The following is a 16,191-nucleotide window of genomic DNA, read 5'->3' as shown; positions in this document are numbered from 1 at the left end:
TGTGACATCCACGATCTCGCGTCGCCGCTTCGGTCAACTCGTCGCCGGCGCTGCTGCCTCCCTGCCTTTCGCAACACCTGCGATCGTGCATGCGCAGGAAGCCGACCTCGTCAAAATGTGCTGGTTCAACACGACCACCGTGTCGGCCCAGATCGCCCACGTGCTGATGCGCACCGACATCGCCGCCAAGAACGGCCTGAAGATGGAGATGATCCAGCTCGCTGCCTCGCCCGCGATCACCGAGGCGCTCGTCTCCGGCGCTGGCGACATCGGCACGCTGTCGGACTTCGCTGCGGTCACCACCATGGCCATCGGCGCGCCGGTGACCACCGTCGCATCGCAGGCGCTGTTCCGCTCGGCGGTGCTGACCACCAAGAAGTCAGGGATCACCGACATTGCGGGCCTGAAGGGCAAGCAGGTCTACGGCACCTTCGGCATCACCGCCTTCCAGAACGCGCAGGAAGCCGTGATCAAGGCGGGCCTCACGCCGGGCAAGGACATGACCTTCGTGAATGTCGGCCCCGCCGAGCTCGCGGACGCCGTCGGCGCCCAGCGCATCGATGCCTTCTTCACCTATGATCCGTTCGTTTCCTTCTTCGAGAATTCCGGCGCCGCACAAGTGATCTCGCAGAACGTGACGCCTGTGATTGCGCTGACGGCGAACAACAAGTTCTTCCAGCAGAGGCCGGAAGTCCTGAAACGCTTCCTGCGCGCCAATTCGGAAGCGCTGTTCTTTGCGAGCCAGAACAATGACCTCGTCAATGGCTGGTTCCGCTCGCTGGAGCCGGCGAAGAACATCCCGGTCGAGGTGCTGCAGAAGGCATCGAGCTACGATCCGGCCTGGAGCGCCAAATCCTTCACCGACATCAAGGCCACGCTGTCGCCCGCGCAGATCGCGAAGATGGAAGCGCTCGGCAAGTGGGGCGTCGAAGCCAAGCTGCTGCCGAAGCTGCCGGATGTCGCGAAATTCGTGGACACCAAGATCGCCAGCGCCGTCGACAAGGAAGCGGCTGAGAAGGGCTTTGATCCGAAGACCGTGAAGATTACCCGCGCCTGATCGCACGACATATCGATCCCTGAACGGGCCCACTCACGGCGCGCGTCGCTGTGAGTGGGCTCTGTCAAGAAACCGCATGTGAGGAAGTGCCGAAATGGCCAAGTTGAAAGTCGCTGCAGTTCAGGCCGCCACCGATCCGTTCGACGCCGCAGCCGCCACCGCGCGCACCGTCGCCCTCATCGCCGATGCCGCTGCCACCGGCGCGAAGGTCGCCGTATTTCCAGAGGCCTTCATCGGTGGCTATCCGAAAGGCCTCGATTTCGGCTGCTGTATCGGACGGCGCACGCCGGAGGGCCGTGCCGATTTTGTGCGCTATGTGAAGGGCGCCATCAGCATTCCCGGCCCGGAAGTGGATAACCTCGTCGCCGCCTGTGCAAAGCATGACATCACCGCAGTCGTCGGCGTGATCGAGCGCGACGGCGGCACGCTGTATTGCACGGCGCTGTATCTGTCGCCGGCTGGCCTGCTCGGCACCCATCGGAAGGTGATGCCGACCGGGTCGGAGCGCCTGGTCTGGGGCTTTGGTGACGGCTCGTCGCTGACGGTGGTGGACACGCCCTATGGTCGCCTCGGCGGCGCAATCTGCTGGGAGCATTACATGCCCCTGATGCGCGCCGCCTATTACGCCAAGGGCGTCCAGCTTTGGGCCGCGCCCACAGCGGATGATCGCGAGACCTGGATTCCAACCATGCGCCACGTCGCCATGGAAGGCCGCTGCTTCGTCATCAGCGCCTGCCAGGTGATGCGCCGATCGGATTTTCCGGCGGACTATGCCACCCGCATCGAGGCCGGCCCCGATGAATGGATGATGCATGGCCGCTCGGTGATCGTGGGGCCGCTCGGCGAGGTTCTGGCCGGCCCACTGCTCGACGAGGAAGGCATCCTCACCGCGGATATCGACACCGATGATATTCTCGGCGCCACGCTCGATTTCGATCCGGTCGGTCACTATGCGCGGCCGGACCTGTTCAGCCTGCATGTCGAAGAACGCGTGCAGGCACCGGTGGCCGTGGTGAGCGATAGCAAGAAGGTCTGACGGTTCGCGCAATCAGCCACCGAAAACAACGCTGTGCATGATGCGTCCGGGCACGAGCGTGAACACGCCGGCGATCACCAATGCGCCGATGAAGATGCAGATCATGGTGATCGCATGCGCCCGCCGCCTATGGCGGCGCGCATGCACGACGCCGACGACGAGCATGATCGGGGCGAAGACAGAAAGCAGATGGATCGGACTCCACTCGCGCCACAATCTGTAGCTCTCGCCGTGGATCCAGAACGAGCTGACCGCGGTGACGGCCAGAAGCGCCACCCAGACCCAGCCGAACACGCGATGTGACAGCGTCCCCTTGGGAGCGGCAAGCTGAACGACGCCGAGTGCGAATCCGGCCATCGCCGCGAAGGCGTGCAGAAGAATGGGTGCGGCGGCATCGAGCAGTGGCTGGAGCGACATGTAAGCACCGACGGACGACCATTCGCCCTGCCCATCATCACACGCCTCTTCTCTGTGTAAAGATCCGCTATCCCACGCGCCCGGAACGCCACTAGCACGGAATCGACGCAGGACTTAACTCCGCAAATCCCCTGAGGACTGCGGCGCAGTCAATCATCCGATGTTTAACATCGGATGATTGCATCAGTTCTAAATCAGTGATACGCGTCTGACAAATCGCAACAAGCGATCGATGGAGGATGCCCTGAACAAGGCACGCGCAAGATCAGATGATCGGCGAACAAAGCCCGGACGCATACAGTCCGTACTTGCGACATTGGGTCGCGAGATCGCGCAGGACGTCATTCCGGTTGGCGGGACGCTTCCGCCGGAGCCCGATCTCGAAGCGCGGTTCGGCGTTGGCCGCGGCGTCATTCGCGAAGCCATTAAAACCCTTGCGGCCAAGGGCCTTGTCAGCGTTCGTCCCCGCTTCGGCACCCATGTGCGCCCTCGCCGCGACTGGAGTTTGCTCGACAGCGACGTCCTGAGCTGGGTGGCTGGCAATGAAGAAGCCGATCGCGACTTGCTGCTCGCCATCCAGGAAGTCCGCTCGATCATCGAGCCCGCAGCCGCCGCCCTTGCTGCCGAGCGCGCCACCAAGCAGGACCTGAAGCGCATCAATGCAGCGCTTGCAGCGATGGAGATATCGCACGATCAGGCCAGCGCCACCGAGGCCGACAAGGCCTTCCACCTCGCGATCCTCGACGCCACGCATAACCCTGTCCTGCAAGGCTTTCGCGGCGCCATTGATACCATTCTCAGCACCGTATTCTTCGTCGCCGTCGGCAGCCCCGGCTGGTTCGACGACAATCTGCCGAACCACGCCGCCGCCGCGCGTGCGATCGAATCCGGCAACGCAAAGGCCGCACACACCGCCATGGAGCGCGTGCTCGGCTACACCAAGGTCAAACTGTCGAAGCGCAAAACTTCGGCGAACGACAAGACGTCGACGAATGAACGGGCCGCAAGCGCCCGGAAGAAGAGGAAATGACATGTATCGCGACATGAATGGCTCGACCCACGTCCTTGCCTCACCCGAGATCGCGGTGGTCGCGATCCCCAACGACGAGCGTGTCTGGGTCCCGCAGGCGCCGGATGTCTGGTTCAGGCCGCTGATGCTGAACACACGACAGGGCCAGTGGTGCAATCTGTTGCGCGTTCGCAAATCCGGCGTGCTGTCCCGCCATCTGCACCCCAATCCCGTTCACGGCTTTGTCCTGAAGGGCAAATGGTTCTACCGCGAGCATGACTGGGTCGCGACGACCGGGTCTTACGTGTTCGAGCCACCTGGCGAGATCCACACACTCACAGTGCCGGACGATGTCCCGGAGATGATCACGTTCTTCAACATCCAGGGATCGATGGTCTATCTGGACGAGCAGAACAAGCATGTGGGCTATGAGGACGTCTTCACCAAGATCGACATGTGCCGCGCCCATTATGAGTCGGTCGGTCTCGGTGCCGACTATGTCGATCAGTTCGTACGCTGATGCTGGACACAGGCATCACATCCGGGACTGCCCCCACCGGTGAGTGGGCGTCGATCTGGTACAGGGACAAGCACGTCCTTGTCACAGGTGGAACGTCCGGCATTGGCGCAGGTCTCGCGCGCGGTTTCATCGAAGCGGGCGCGCGGGTCACCGTGGCAGGCGTCAGTCAGGCCGAGATCGATGCGGCGAATGCCGATCCGGTGCTGAAGGCGGCGAAGGCCCGGGTCCTCGACGTCCGCGATGCGGCCTCGGTCAGATCTCTGGTCGATGAACAGGACGCTCTGGATGTCGTCGTCAACTGCGCCGGTGTCATCCGCCGCAGCGAGGAGCTCGCGCCCGAGGTCTTTCAAGATGTGCTCGACATCAACCTGAACGGAACGATGCGCGTCTGCGCTGCGGCGCGGCCCCTGCTCGCCCAGTCCGGCGGTGCCATCGTCAATCTGGCGTCGATGCTGTCCTTCTTCGGCGGCGGCCTTGTCCCCGCTTATGCGGCCAGCAAAGGTGGTATCGCCCAGCTCACCAAGTCGCTCGCCATCGCCTATGCGAGCGATGGCATCCGCGTCAACGCCATTGCCCCTGGCTGGATCGCCACGCCGCTCACGACGGCGTTGCAAGGCGACGCCCGCCGCAGCGGCGCTATCCTGGACCGGACCCCACTCAAGCGCTGGGGCACACCGGCCGACCTGCTCGGCGGTGTGCTGTATCTTTGCTCGCCGGTCGCGTCTTTCGTGACCGGAACGGTGCTGGTGATCGACGGAGGTTACGCCATCTGCTGATCCAGTCACGGGATCGCGCCACATGAAATAACACATGCCGAAAATGGCTCGAAGAATGCCATCGGCGAAGTTGAGGGAGTTTTTGTGCAAGTCGCTTCTTTACAGAAACGACAATCGCCGAAGTCGATGAAGAGAATGAGCTCTCTGACATCGACCGCGATGTTCGTCGCGCCGCTGCTGGCGCTGCTCGTGATATGGGCGATCATCGTCCCGGTCTTCGAGATCAATCCGCGGATATTCCCGTCGGTCGGGATGGTTGGGTCCGCCGCGATGGATTCCATCCGCGATGGCACCTTGATCTGGCATATCGGCGCCAGCCTGATGCGGGTCGGCCTCGGCACGATCATTGGCGTCGTTCTGGCCGTTCCGCTCGGCATCGCCATGGGCGTCAGCCCAGGTGTCTCCGCGTTCCTGACGCCGCTCTTCCGGTTCTTCTCGGTTCTTGCCGGCATCGCCTGGATTCCCATTGCCACTCTGTGGTTCGGCTATGGCTTCGGCGCCATCATCTTCGTGATCGTCAATGCCGTGTTCTTCGTGGTCGCCTATAATACGCTGCTCGGCGTCTCCACCATCCCCCGCTCGCTGCGCAACGCCGCAGCCTCGCTGGGCGCGGGGCGATGGGCAATCCTGACACAGGTGCTGTTGCCCGGCGCATTGCCGAACATCGTCACCGGCATTCGGACGGGGCTTGGATTTGCCTGGCGTGGCCTGATCGCAGCCGAGATGATCGCGACCAATGTCGGCCTCGGTTACATGCTGTTTGTCGCGCGTGACTTCTATCGCACCGAGGTCATCGTCCTCGGCATGATCATCATCGGCAGCATCTGGCTGCTCATTGACCGGATGCTGCTCGTTCCGCTCGAGCGGGCCACCATCGAACGCTGGGGTCTGGTGAGGCGCGCATGAACATGATCCTTCAGGGCTGGGGCGCATATGTTCGCCTCACACAGAAATTGCCTGGCATCGCCGCGCTGATCCCGTTCATTCCGGTGGTCGCGATCTGGACGGCCGTTGCGGCCTCCGGCCTGTTTCCACGCGCGTTCTTTCCGGGACCGGTTGACGTCGTCAACTCTTTCATGACGCTCGTCTATAAGGGCATCCTGCCCGCCTATCTGCAGGATAGCCTGATCCGCTTGCTCAATGGTGCCGCCCTCGGCATCGCGATCGGTGTGCCGATGGGGATCCTGATCGGCACCAGCAAGACGGCGCACCGCATCTCCTGGCCCGTCCTGCTGTTCTTCCAGGCCATTGGCGACATCGCCTGGCTGCCCATCCTTCTGATCTGGTTCGGCTTCGGCCTGACCACGATGACCTTCGTGATCGTCTACACGGTCGTCTTCCCGGTCATCCTGAACACCGTGCTCGGCGTAGAATCCGTGCCGCGCGATCTCGCACGCGCCGCACGCAGCCTCGGCGCCTCGCGGGCACGCGTGCTGTGGGAGGTCACGATCCCCGGCGCATTGCCCAACATCATCACCGGCCTGCGCAACGGGCTCGGCTATGGCTGGCGCGCATTGATCGCGGTGGAAATGATCGTCGGCACCAGCGGCATCGGCTTCATGATGTTCGACGCCCGCCGCGCCGGCTCCGTCGTCGAAATCCTGGTCGGAATGATCATTCTCGGCCTGCTTTGGTACATCGTTGATGCATGGATCCTCGCACCGATCGAGCGTGCGACCGGACAGCGCTGGGGACTCGTCTCGTCATGAAAACTCTCGAACTCCGCAATCTCGCCAAAACCTATTTCGATCCCTATGCCGGCTCGCACGTCAATGCGGTGCACGACGTCTCGCTCGAGATCGAGCAAGGCGAATTCGTATCGGTGGTCGGCCCTTCCGGTTGCGGCAAGACCACAATCCTCAACATGATCGCCGGCTTCATTCCGCATTCCGGTGGTGACATCCTGCTCAATGGCAAGCCTATCAATGGCCCGGGGCCGGAACGCGGCGTGGTGTTTCAATCCTTCGCGCTGTTTCCGTGGAAGACGGTGCTCGACAATGTCGGCTTCGGGCCGAAGATGCGCGGTGTCTCCAAATCCGAGCGCGACAGGATCGCGCATGAGTATCTCGCCCTCGCCGGCCTGTCGCATGCAGCCAATCGGTATCCGAATGAATTGTCGGGCGGCATGCAGCAGCGCGTCGGTGTGGTGCGTGCTCTCGCCAACAATCCTGAAGTACTGCTGATGGACGAGCCGTTCGCGAGCGTCGATGCGCAGACGCGCATGACCCTGCAGGAAGAGCTCACCCGTATCTGGCAGGAACGCCGGCCCACGGTGATGTTCATCACCCATGACGTGCCGGAGGCCGTCTTTCTCGCCAATCGCGTCGTCGTCTTGTCGAAAGGACGCGTGCTCGATCAGATCGAGGTGCCATTGGCGCGCCCCCGTGTGTGGGACGACCTCATTGAAGACGAGACCTTCAAGAAGCTCTCCAACCAAGTGCTGCAGATGGTTCGATCCGCATGAGCATGACCTCGGACGCGCTCAAGTCTTCGCGAGGCCGCTTCGTCATCGGCGTCGCGGCCGCCATCCTTCTGTTCCAGCTATGGCTCACGCTGGCCGCCCCCGGCAAAATTTCACCGGAGCTCGCCGGATCATCACCGCGGGTGAATGTGCAGATCGAACTGCCCTTCACACCCGAGCGGTTTCACGTTCTCGCGTTCCAGAAATATGGAAGGGTCTCCGGTGCGGACGACCATTCGATAGAACTACGTGGTGTTCAACGAACGGATCTCGGCGCAGTCGCCCGTCCCTATTGGGTGAAGGCAGTCGGACCAATCAAGGAGGGAGGATAAATTGAGAAAACTACTACTCTTAGGCGCCATGCTGCTGACGACCTGCGTGTCAGCCCATGCGCAGACGCTGACGAAACTCAAGGTCGGCATGGTCAGCAGTATCGACCAGATCGGCATGGCCATCGCGCTCGAACGCGGCTTCTTCGAGAAATACGGTCTCGACGTCACCATCGCATCGCCCTTCGCCACCGGCGTCGATGCGCTGAACGCAGTCCAGGCCGGTGAATGCGACATCGTGCAGGTCGGCGTGCCCATGATCGGCGCTGTCCTGCGCGGTATGGATCTCGTCGCGCTCGGCAACTATAGCGGAAGTGCATCGAAGGCCGGTGCCGACACGACACAGGCCGTTATCGCGCGCGAAGGATCCGGAATCGTCAAGGGAGACCTCGCATCTCTCAAGGGCAAGCGCATCGCTGCATCCTTCGGGACGATCAATCACCTCTACATTCTCGGCATTCTGGAGAAGGCAGGGCTCAAGCCGACCGACGTCACGCTGGTGAATACGCCACCGCCGGACATGACGGTGGCGCTACTCGCCAAGGGCATCGATGCGTTCTCGAACTGGGATCCCTGGCCGATCGTTGCGCTGAAGGACGTTCCTGGCGCTTTTGAAGTGATCCGCGGCGGCGACGTCATTTCCTATCTCGGCTTCAACGTAGCCTTGCGGCCATGGGTCGAGAAGAATGCCGAAACCGTCGAGAAATTCCTCACGGCCGTTTCCGAAGCGGACCAGTGGATGCGCAAGAATCCGAAGAATGCCGCCCTGGTCGCAACGCGCTGGGTGCCGGGACTGAGGCCGGAAGTTGCGCAGGCTGCGATGGAATTCAACATCCAGCAGGTCGACCGTCGCCTCTCGGCGAATACCTATCACGGCCTTTGGTCAGCGCAGGATCGCTTGAGCCGGCTTGGAATCCTCAAGGCAACCTTCGACGTGAACAAGCACATCGAGCCGCGCTTCATCCTGAAGGTCATGAAGGAGAAGCCGGAGCTGTTCGCGGACCTTCCACCTGTTCCGGAGGCCTCGATGATCACGCCCGGATACACGTTCAAACCATAAATAAAAGAGAGGGCGTAGTGATACGCCCTCTCTTACTATTCGAATTCTGCTTCCAATGGTTGCCGGATCGACAGCCGCTCAGAACGGGATATCGTCATCCATGTCGCTGCGACCGCCGGCCGGTGCTGCAGCCACGCGGCGCTGCGGCGGGCTGGACTGACCACCGCTAAAGCTATCGCCCATGTCGTCGCCGCCATAGCCGCCACCGCCACCCGAGCCGCCGCTGCGGCCGTCGAGCATGGTCAGCGTGGAGTTGAAACCCTGCAGCACGATTTCGGTCGAGTACTTCTCGACGCCCTGCTGGTCGGTCCATTTACGAGTCTGCAGCGCGCCTTCGATGTAAACCTTGGCGCCCTTCTTCAGATACTGCTCCGCCACCTTGGCGAGACCTTCGCTGAAGATCACCACGCGATGCCACTCGGTCTTTTCCTTGCGCTCGCCGGTGCCCTTGTCGCGCCAGGTGTCCGACGTCGCCACCGTCAGATTGACCACCGGATTGCCGTTCTGCAGCCGGCGCACTTCGGGATCCTTGCCGAGATTGCCGACCAAAATCACCTTGTTGACGCTACCCGCCATGCCACTCTCCTAACTCTCGATTCTGAATTGCTGATCGGATGCCACCATCAAAGCCCGGCGAAAGATGCCGGGCCGCGCGCAACCGCTGCTGAAATCGACCCTATACGGTCCGCGCCGGCCGGACGTCCCCACCGCGCGGGTTATCCACCATGACGTCACCCTATCTCGTTCTCTTTACGTTCTCAAGACGTGAGATCGACCGCATATCCGGCCCAATGATGGCAGGACACGCGCCCAGGTTATTGTGGCTTATAGCGCAATCGCCTCGTACAGCCCAGTAGCCGACTGTTTCCGCTTACCTTTTATTCATCTAGAACACTTCGAACAACGTCTGCGAGTGTGGCTTTGGAGTGACTGCTATCCGTGTGGACTCGTGTATAGTTCCACCATGGATTGCGTTCGGCCTTCGCGCCGGGGGAATGGTTTCACCGCGAAACCGCACTGAGGAGATTGCAGATGAAGAAGATTTTGCTGGCCACGGCTGCCCTCACCATTCTCGGCACCGCTTCGGCTTCCGCGGCCGATCTGGCCGCCCGTCCCTACACCAAGGCTCCGCCGGTACCGGTGGCCGTCGGCTACAACTGGTCCGGCTTCTACGCCGGCGTCATGGGTGGCTATGGCTGGTCGGATCGCGTGAGTGTCGACGGCTTCACGGCCACGACGAGCGATATCAATGGCGGCTTCGGCGGCGGCACCATCGGTTACAACTGGGCGATCCCGGGCGGTAACTGGCTCTGGGGCATTGAAGTCGATGCCGCCGCATCGGACATGAAGTTCAGCGACACCGGTCTTTTCTTTGGCCTCCCTGCAACAGCCGAAGAAAAGATCCGCTCGTTCGGCAGCGTCACGGGCCGTCTCGGCGTCACGGCAGGCGCGGCACTGTTCTACGCCAAGGGCGGCTACGCCTGGGCCGACAACCGCATTTCGCTCACCGTTCCGGGTGTCGGCAGTGCTTCGCAAAGCCAGGTTCACTCTGGATGGACGGTCGGCGCCGGCGTCGAATACATGTTCGCGCCGAACTGGTCGCTCAAGGGCGAGTACATGTATGCCGACTACGGCAGCGCGCGCTATGGCGATGCGATCGTCGGCTTTACCGACCTCGGTGTCACCACCCACACCGTCAAGGGCGGCATCAATTACCACTTCAACTGGGGCGGCCCGGTCGTCGCCAAATACTGAGTTTCCGGAAGACCAACCTGCACTGGCCGGCAGCGATGCCGGCCTTTTTCTTTGCCTAGTGACCGCCAGCCCACCGGCCTGTCGCACGCAACCTCGCCGCCAACAAATCGTTTGAAGATCGCTGCAGGGCACTGGAAATCCGCCACCGTTCTTCCTATGTTCCAGCGACACTCAATTCGGCGTTGATCCCGTACCCACGGGAACGCGCCCGCATGTGGCGCGCAGGGCGCGCCGGGGATTTGCATGGCGATGGATGAAGTCATCAAGGCGAAGCGGCAGCAGGCCGCGGCGAACGCACGTAACATCACCATCCGCGGCGCCCGTGAACACAATCTCAAAAATGTCGACCTGACCATTCCGCGCGACAAGCTGGTGGTGTTCACCGGCCTGTCCGGCTCCGGCAAGTCGTCCCTCGCCTTCGATACGATCTATGCCGAAGGCCAGCGCCGATACGTGGAATCCCTGTCCGCCTATGCGCGCCAGTTCCTCGAAATGATGCAGAAGCCGGATGTCGACCAGATCGACGGCCTCTCGCCGGCGATCTCCATCGAGCAGAAGACGACGTCGAAGAATCCGCGCTCGACCGTCGGCACCGTTACCGAAATCTACGACTATATGCGCCTGCTCTGGGCGCGCGTCGGCATTCCCTATTCGCCGGCCACCGGCCTGCCGATCGAAAGCCAGACCGTCTCCATGATGGTGGACCGCGTGCTGGCCATGCCGGAAGGCACGCGGCTCTATCTGCTGGCGCCGGTGGTGCGCGGCCGCAAGGGTGAGTACCGCAAGGAATTCGCGGAATATCTCAAGAAGGGCTTTCAGCGCATCAAGGTCGATGGCGCGTTCCACGAGCTTGCCGAAGCGCCGACGCTGGACAAGAAGTTTCCGCACGACATCGACGTGGTCGTCGATCGCATCGTGGTGCGGCCGGATATCGGCCAGCGCCTCGCCGAAAGTTTTGAGACTGCGCTGAAGCTCGCCGATGGTCTCGCGGTCATCGAATATGCCGATGCGCCTGCAGCGCCAGCCGAAGAAACTGCCAAGGACAGCAAGAAGAAGGTCGCGAAAATCCACGACAAGACCGGCGCCGAACGCATCCTGTTCTCGGAAAAATTCGCCTGTCCCGTTTCCGGCTTCACCATTCCGGAAGTCGAACCGCGCCTGTTCTCGTTCAACAATCCCTATGGCGCCTGTCCGAAATGCGGCGGCCTCGGCGTCGAGCAGACCATCGATGCCGACCTCGTCATTCCCGACAAGGAGCTGACGCTGCGCAAGGGCGCCATCGCGCCCTGGGCGAAGTCGTCCTCACCTTACTACGTGCAGACGCTCACCGCGCTCGGCAAGTTCTACAAGTTCACGCTTGATACCAAGTGGAAGGATCTGCCGAAGAAGACGCAGAACGCCTTGCTGCATGGCTCCGGCGACGACGAGATCAAGTTCTCCTATGAGGACGGCGTCCGCTCCTACGATACAAAGAAGCCGTTCGAGGGCGTCGTCACCAATATCGACCGCCGTTTTCGCGAGACTGAAAGCGAATGGGCGCGCGAAGAACTCGGCAAGTATTTTTCTGACGTGCCGTGTGATGCCTGCGATGGCTATCGCCTGAAGCCGGAAGCGCTGAGCGTGAAGATCGGCGGCATGCATATCGGCAGCATCTCGGAAATGTCGGTGCGCAAGGCCGGCGACTGGTTCGAGACCGTGCCAAAGCTGCTCAACAAGCAGCAGAACGAGATCGCCGTCCGCATCCTCAAGGAGATCCGCGAGCGTCTCTCCTTCCTGCTCGATGTCGGCCTCAACTATCTCACCCTCGCCCGCTCCTCCGGCACGCTGTCCGGCGGCGAGAGCCAGCGCATCCGCCTCGCCTCGCAGATCGGCTCGGGCCTCACCGGCGTGCTCTATGTGCTCGACGAACCCTCCATCGGCCTGCATCAGCGCGACAATGCGCGGCTGCTGGACACGCTGCGGCGGCTGCGCGATCTCGGCAATACCGTGATCGTGGTCGAGCATGACGAGGATGCAGTGATCGCTGCCGACTATGTCGTGGACGTCGGCCCCGGTGCCGGCACCCATGGCGGCAATATCGTCGCCCAGGGCACGCCGCAGGAGGTGATGAAGAATCCGAAATCGCTGACCGGAAAATATCTCACCGGCGAGATGTCGGTGCCGGTGCCGGAGCGGCGGCCGCCGAACCATCGCCGCACCATCAAGGTCATCAATGCACGCGGCAACAATCTGAAGAACGTGTCGGCTGAACTGCCGCTCGGCCTGTTCACCGCCATCACCGGCGTCTCCGGCGGCGGCAAGTCGACGCTCCTGATCGACACGCTCTACAAGGCCATCGCGCGAAAGCTCAACGGCGCCAGCGAAGGTGCCGCGCCGCATGACCGCATCGAAGGTCTCGAACATATCGACAAGATCATCGAGATCGACCAGTCGCCCATCGGCCGCACACCGCGCTCCAATCCCGCGACCTATACCGGCGCCTTCACGCCGATCCGCGAATGGTTCGCCGGCTTGCCGGAATCCAAGGCGCGTGGCTATGAAGCCGGTCGCTTCTCCTTCAACGTCAAGGGCGGCCGCTGCGAGGCCTGCCAGGGCGACGGCGTCATCAAGATCGAGATGCACTTTTTGCCCGACGTCTATGTCACCTGCGACACCTGCAAGGGCAAACGCTACAATCGCGAGACGCTGGAAGTCCTGTTCAAGGGCAAGTCGATCGCCGACGTGCTCGACATGACCGTCGAGGAAGCCGCCGACTTCTTCAAGGCAGTGCCGCGCGTGCGCGACACGTTCAAGACCCTGCACCGCGTCGGCCTCGACTACATCCATGTCGGCCAGCAGGCGACGACGCTCTCAGGCGGCGAAGCGCAGCGCGTGAAGCTCGCCAAGGAATTGAGCAAGCGCGCCACCGGCCGAACGCTCTATATCCTGGACGAGCCGACCACCGGCCTTCATTTCCACGACGTCGCAAAACTGCTTGAAGTGCTGCATGAGCTGGTGGAGCAAGGCAACACGGTGGTGGTGATCGAGCACAATCTCGAAGTCATCAAGACCGCCGACTGGGTGATCGATCTCGGCCCCGAAGGCGGCGACGGCGGCGGCGAAATCGTCGCCTGGGGTCCGCCGGAAGACATCGTCAAGGCACCGCGGAGCTATACCGGGCAATTCCTGAAGCCCGTGCTGGCGAAGGCGGGTAAGTCGAAGAAGCGGAAGGCGACAAGCGAGGCGGCGGAGTGATCACACCATTCGAATCCCGAAGCGACGGGCGCCTTCTAGTTTACTAGCTCGATACGTACGCAGAACCTCACCTCGGTCTCGTCGCACTATCCACAAACCCGCTCGGGGTGCTTGCGCGCATAGGAAGTCCAGAATCCGAACAGTCCGTTGTCGATCTCCTGCAGACCCCGCATTCGCTCAGTCAGCGGCCGCATCAGTCGGTCGAGCTCGGAATCTCCGTACCACTCGACGAAGTCCTCGAAGTCTCGCGTCCAACGCGTGCCAATTTCATTCCAGAATGGCTGCACCTGCCGATAGGCCTCGGCGAAGATCGCGGCATGGTCGTGCGCGCCGAGTTCGCCAAGCGCCCATAAAGTTGCGTCGCAATAGCCGCGGTGGTGCCAGTTGGCGAAGTGCCAGCCTAGGTCATCCAGCGTCAGGCTGACGTCGAGTTGATAAACCGCTGCCATCGCGCGGAGGCCAATGGGGATTTGCGAAATCCGCGTCAGAAACACGTCGAGATCGTCGCCTTCACCCGCACCGAGACGCTCAGTCAGTTCGGCTGCCAGCAGCTTGAACAGCGCGTTGTTGTCGGGGCACGCCTCGATCTGTTCCGCACGTAGAAGCACTTTGTGTCTCCCCGCTGCTGACAAGCCAGCGTAACTGAGATCGGGCGCAGCGCAATCGGGTTTGCTCAGCAGAGTAGCCAGCGCGCCTGCATCCATTGGCCGCGACTTGATGCTGTCACCTCGACCGGTCATTCTGCTCTTAGCGGGCGGCCTCGATTCCACCGCGTTTTCATGACCAGTTGCTCGACAACTTCCCTCGCCGCTTCTTCCAGTGACATGCCGTACAAACTTGCCATTTTTGACATGGACGGAACGCTGTCTGACAGTTTTCCGTGGTTTCTCAGCGTCATCAATGCGGTGGCTGACAAACACAAGTTTCAGCGCGTCACCAGGGATCGCGTCGAGGAGATGCGCAGCGTCGGCGCCAATGAGCTGATCCGCATGCTCGGCGTCGCGCGGTGGCGCATTCCGCTGATTGCGCGCGACATGCGGAAGATGAAGGCGCAGCAGATCGACCGCATCGCGCTCTTTCCCGGCGTCGATCGTATGTTCGTGGAGCTGAAGGCGCGCGGGGTGACCATTGCCGTGGTCAGTTCCGACAATGAAGCCAATGTGCGCACGGTGCTCGGACCGCTCGAGGACAAGGTGTCCTACTTCGCCTGCGCCGCCGGGCTGTTCGGCAAGACTGCCAAATTCCAGCGGATCCTCGATCTCACCGGAATCTCGGTGGATGACACGTTGTCCATCGGCGACGAGATTCGCGACATCGATGCCGCGCGCGAGGCCGGAGTCGACTTCGGCGCAGTGTCATGGGGTTATACCAGCGCTACCGCCCTCAGCGCCCGCGCACCGAATTTCATGTTCTCACGCATGGACGACATCACCGTCGCCCTGACATCGCCGCGGCAGCCGTAGCCGGCGGCGCCATCACCGTCGCACGACCAGCCTGTCGGGTTCGAGGCTTTCGATGGTCAGGTCTTGAGCAACGCCTGGGCGGTCGCCGTCCAGATGCAGATGGTCGCCCTCGACCGACCACTTTCCGGACGTCGGCGACGGGCGATCATCCGCCCCTGGAACTTGCCCCTCGAAGTGGCCGCTGGGGTCGAGCGAGAGTAGCTTGCGGCCACGCGAGGGAGGGAATGCAAAAGTATCCGGACGAAACACGAGCACTCCGGGCACATCCTCCTCATGAGAATGGACCCAGTTGTTTGCAAGCGTATCGGACGAGAGTTTGTCAGCCATCAGGCAATCAACCCCGCAGATGCCGTGACAAGGCCATTCCGAGGCCCATCCAAAGTCGCCTGCATCCGCGCGACCTGGCCAGGCGTAAACATGAACATCGCGGCATCATCGACATAGTCCATGTAGTTCATAAACATATCACCATTCGGAGCGTTCGAGCAGGAAATGTGCGGGAAAATCGGCGCACCGAAATTCGGCAATTGCTGCGTAGGCGTATCGGACACGAAATCGGAGCCCGAGCAGTCTTCGGTATCGCCCCATATGTGGCGCAGATTGAGGTAGTGCCCAACCTCGTGGGTGGTGGTGCGTCCGAGATTGAACGGGGCGGCCGCCGTGCCGGTTGTCCCAAATGCCGTATGAAGGATCACGACACCGTCCGTTGCGGAAGGGCCACCAGGGAATTGTGCGTAGCCGAGTAGACCGCCGGACAATGCACAGACCCAGATATTGAGATAGCTGTCGGCAGGCCAAGGATCGGCGCCCCCCTGTGCGGCCGATTTCACCTTGTCATTCGTCGAGAAGCCCGCAATGGCCGTCTGTGTGTAGGTCACACCATTGGTCGGATTGCCCTGCGGATCTACCGTAGCAAGCGCGAACTGAATGCGCGGGTCTGCTGCAAGTCCCTTCCAGATTTGCGGTATATTGGCTTGGTCGGGATTCTTCGCACTGTAATCCTTATTGAGAACATCGATCTGCGAGTCGATTTGCGCTTTTGAGATTTTCTGGACCGCCGTGTGATGGACAACG

18 protein-coding genes are annotated in these 16,191 nt (G+C 61.7%); 13 read left to right on the top strand and 5 right to left on the bottom strand.

Going from position 1 to position 16,191, the window contains the following annotated elements:
* The first annotated feature begins 1 nt into the window (after position 1).
* Both ACIQ17_RS09905 and ACIQ17_RS09900 read left to right on the top strand, forming a co-directional pair.
* Positions 2 to 1,057 (top strand): ABC transporter substrate-binding protein, encoded by a 1,056-nt coding sequence (locus tag ACIQ17_RS09905; protein WP_398467936.1) that lies wholly within the window; start codon positions 2 to 4, stop codon positions 1,055 to 1,057.
* A gap of 94 nt (positions 1,058 to 1,151) precedes the next feature.
* On the top strand, positions 1,152 to 2,093 hold the full coding sequence (locus ACIQ17_RS09900; RefSeq protein ID WP_398467934.1) for a carbon-nitrogen hydrolase family protein: 942 nt from the start codon (positions 1,152 to 1,154) through the stop codon (positions 2,091 to 2,093).
* A 12-nt stretch (positions 2,094 to 2,105) separates the two neighbouring features.
* Here ACIQ17_RS09900 and ACIQ17_RS09895 read toward each other — a convergent pair whose 3' ends face one another.
* Positions 2,106 to 2,510 carry a DUF2306 domain-containing protein gene (locus tag ACIQ17_RS09895; protein WP_398467932.1) on the bottom strand — a complete coding sequence of 135 codons (405 nt, stop codon included), beginning with the start codon at positions 2,508 to 2,510 and terminating at the stop codon, positions 2,106 to 2,108.
* A gap of 232 nt (positions 2,511 to 2,742) precedes the next feature.
* On the opposite strand from ACIQ17_RS09895, the gene ACIQ17_RS09890 reads away from it, so the two are divergent.
* From ACIQ17_RS09890 to ACIQ17_RS09855, 8 genes are all read left to right on the top strand, one after another.
* On the top strand, positions 2,743 to 3,540 hold the full coding sequence (locus tag ACIQ17_RS09890) for a FadR/GntR family transcriptional regulator (protein WP_398467930.1): 798 nt from the start codon (positions 2,743 to 2,745) through the stop codon (positions 3,538 to 3,540).
* Between the two features lies 1 nt (position 3,541).
* Complete coding sequence (locus ACIQ17_RS09885) at positions 3,542 to 4,039, top strand: 2,4'-dihydroxyacetophenone dioxygenase family protein (RefSeq protein WP_398467928.1); 498 nt, start codon at positions 3,542 to 3,544, stop codon at positions 4,037 to 4,039.
* Positions 4,039 to 4,815: an SDR family NAD(P)-dependent oxidoreductase gene (locus tag ACIQ17_RS09880; protein WP_398467926.1), complete on the top strand. Its 777-nt coding sequence runs from the start codon at positions 4,039 to 4,041 to the stop codon at positions 4,813 to 4,815. Before ACIQ17_RS09885 ends, ACIQ17_RS09880 begins: the two co-directional genes overlap by 1 nt.
* A gap of 135 nt (positions 4,816 to 4,950) precedes the next feature.
* Positions 4,951 to 5,721, top strand: coding sequence for an ABC transporter permease (locus ACIQ17_RS09875; protein ID WP_398467924.1), 771 nt, complete (start codon positions 4,951 to 4,953; stop codon positions 5,719 to 5,721).
* Positions 5,718 to 6,524, top strand: coding sequence for an ABC transporter permease (locus ACIQ17_RS09870; RefSeq protein ID WP_398467922.1), 807 nt, complete (start codon positions 5,718 to 5,720; stop codon positions 6,522 to 6,524). The genes ACIQ17_RS09875 and ACIQ17_RS09870 overlap by 4 nt, the downstream gene beginning before the upstream one ends.
* Positions 6,521 to 7,279, top strand: coding sequence for an ABC transporter ATP-binding protein (locus ACIQ17_RS09865; protein WP_398467920.1), 759 nt, complete (start codon positions 6,521 to 6,523; stop codon positions 7,277 to 7,279). Before ACIQ17_RS09870 ends, ACIQ17_RS09865 begins: the two co-directional genes overlap by 4 nt.
* Entirely contained in the window at positions 7,276 to 7,608 is a 333-nt protein-coding gene (locus ACIQ17_RS09860) for a hypothetical protein (protein ID WP_398467918.1), read from the top strand. Before ACIQ17_RS09865 ends, ACIQ17_RS09860 begins: the two co-directional genes overlap by 4 nt.
* 1 nt (position 7,609) lies before the next feature.
* Positions 7,610 to 8,665 carry an ABC transporter substrate-binding protein gene (locus ACIQ17_RS09855; protein ID WP_398467916.1) on the top strand — a complete coding sequence of 352 codons (1,056 nt, stop codon included), beginning with the start codon at positions 7,610 to 7,612 and terminating at the stop codon, positions 8,663 to 8,665.
* Between the two features lie 78 nt (positions 8,666 to 8,743).
* On the opposite strand, the gene ACIQ17_RS09850 is transcribed toward ACIQ17_RS09855, so the two are convergent.
* Positions 8,744 to 9,241 carry a single-stranded DNA-binding protein gene (locus tag ACIQ17_RS09850; RefSeq protein WP_398467914.1) on the bottom strand — a complete coding sequence of 166 codons (498 nt, stop codon included), beginning with the start codon at positions 9,239 to 9,241 and terminating at the stop codon, positions 8,744 to 8,746.
* 456 nt (positions 9,242 to 9,697) lie between these two features.
* On the opposite strand from ACIQ17_RS09850, the gene ACIQ17_RS09845 reads away from it, so the two are divergent.
* Positions 9,698 to 10,420 carry an outer membrane protein gene (locus tag ACIQ17_RS09845; RefSeq protein ID WP_398467912.1) on the top strand — a complete coding sequence of 241 codons (723 nt, stop codon included), beginning with the start codon at positions 9,698 to 9,700 and terminating at the stop codon, positions 10,418 to 10,420.
* 249 nt (positions 10,421 to 10,669) lie between these two features.
* Complete coding sequence (gene uvrA / locus ACIQ17_RS09840) at positions 10,670 to 13,654, top strand: excinuclease ABC subunit UvrA (protein WP_398467978.1); 2,985 nt, start codon at positions 10,670 to 10,672, stop codon at positions 13,652 to 13,654.
* Between the two features lie 86 nt (positions 13,655 to 13,740).
* Here uvrA and ACIQ17_RS09835 read toward each other — a convergent pair whose 3' ends face one another.
* Positions 13,741 to 14,394 carry a hypothetical protein gene (locus ACIQ17_RS09835; RefSeq protein ID WP_398467910.1) on the bottom strand — a complete coding sequence of 218 codons (654 nt, stop codon included), beginning with the start codon at positions 14,392 to 14,394 and terminating at the stop codon, positions 13,741 to 13,743.
* A 39-nt stretch (positions 14,395 to 14,433) separates the two neighbouring features.
* Here ACIQ17_RS09835 and ACIQ17_RS09830 point away from each other — a divergent pair, with 39 nt between their 5' ends.
* Entirely contained in the window at positions 14,434 to 15,117 is a 684-nt protein-coding gene (locus ACIQ17_RS09830; protein WP_398467908.1) for an HAD-IA family hydrolase, read from the top strand.
* Between the two features lie 12 nt (positions 15,118 to 15,129).
* Here the strand turns inward: ACIQ17_RS09830 and ACIQ17_RS09825 are convergent, their stop codons facing one another.
* Together ACIQ17_RS09825 and ACIQ17_RS09820 are read right to left on the bottom strand one after the other, a co-directional pair.
* A complete protein-coding gene (locus ACIQ17_RS09825; RefSeq protein ID WP_398467906.1) occupies positions 15,130 to 15,444 on the bottom strand; it encodes a hypothetical protein in 315 nt (104 codons plus the stop codon).
* Positions 15,444 to 16,191, bottom strand: a 748-nt coding sequence (locus tag ACIQ17_RS09820; protein WP_398467904.1) for a zinc metalloprotease, incomplete at its 5' end; no start/stop codon positions are given. The genes ACIQ17_RS09820 and ACIQ17_RS09825, both read right to left, overlap by 1 nt.

This window comes from Tardiphaga sp. (assembly GCF_044340795.1).
Classification (GTDB): domain Bacteria; phylum Pseudomonadota; class Alphaproteobacteria; order Rhizobiales; family Xanthobacteraceae; genus Tardiphaga.
Note: the sequence above shows the minus strand (reverse complement) of the source record. Positions and strands in the feature narration are given on the sequence as shown.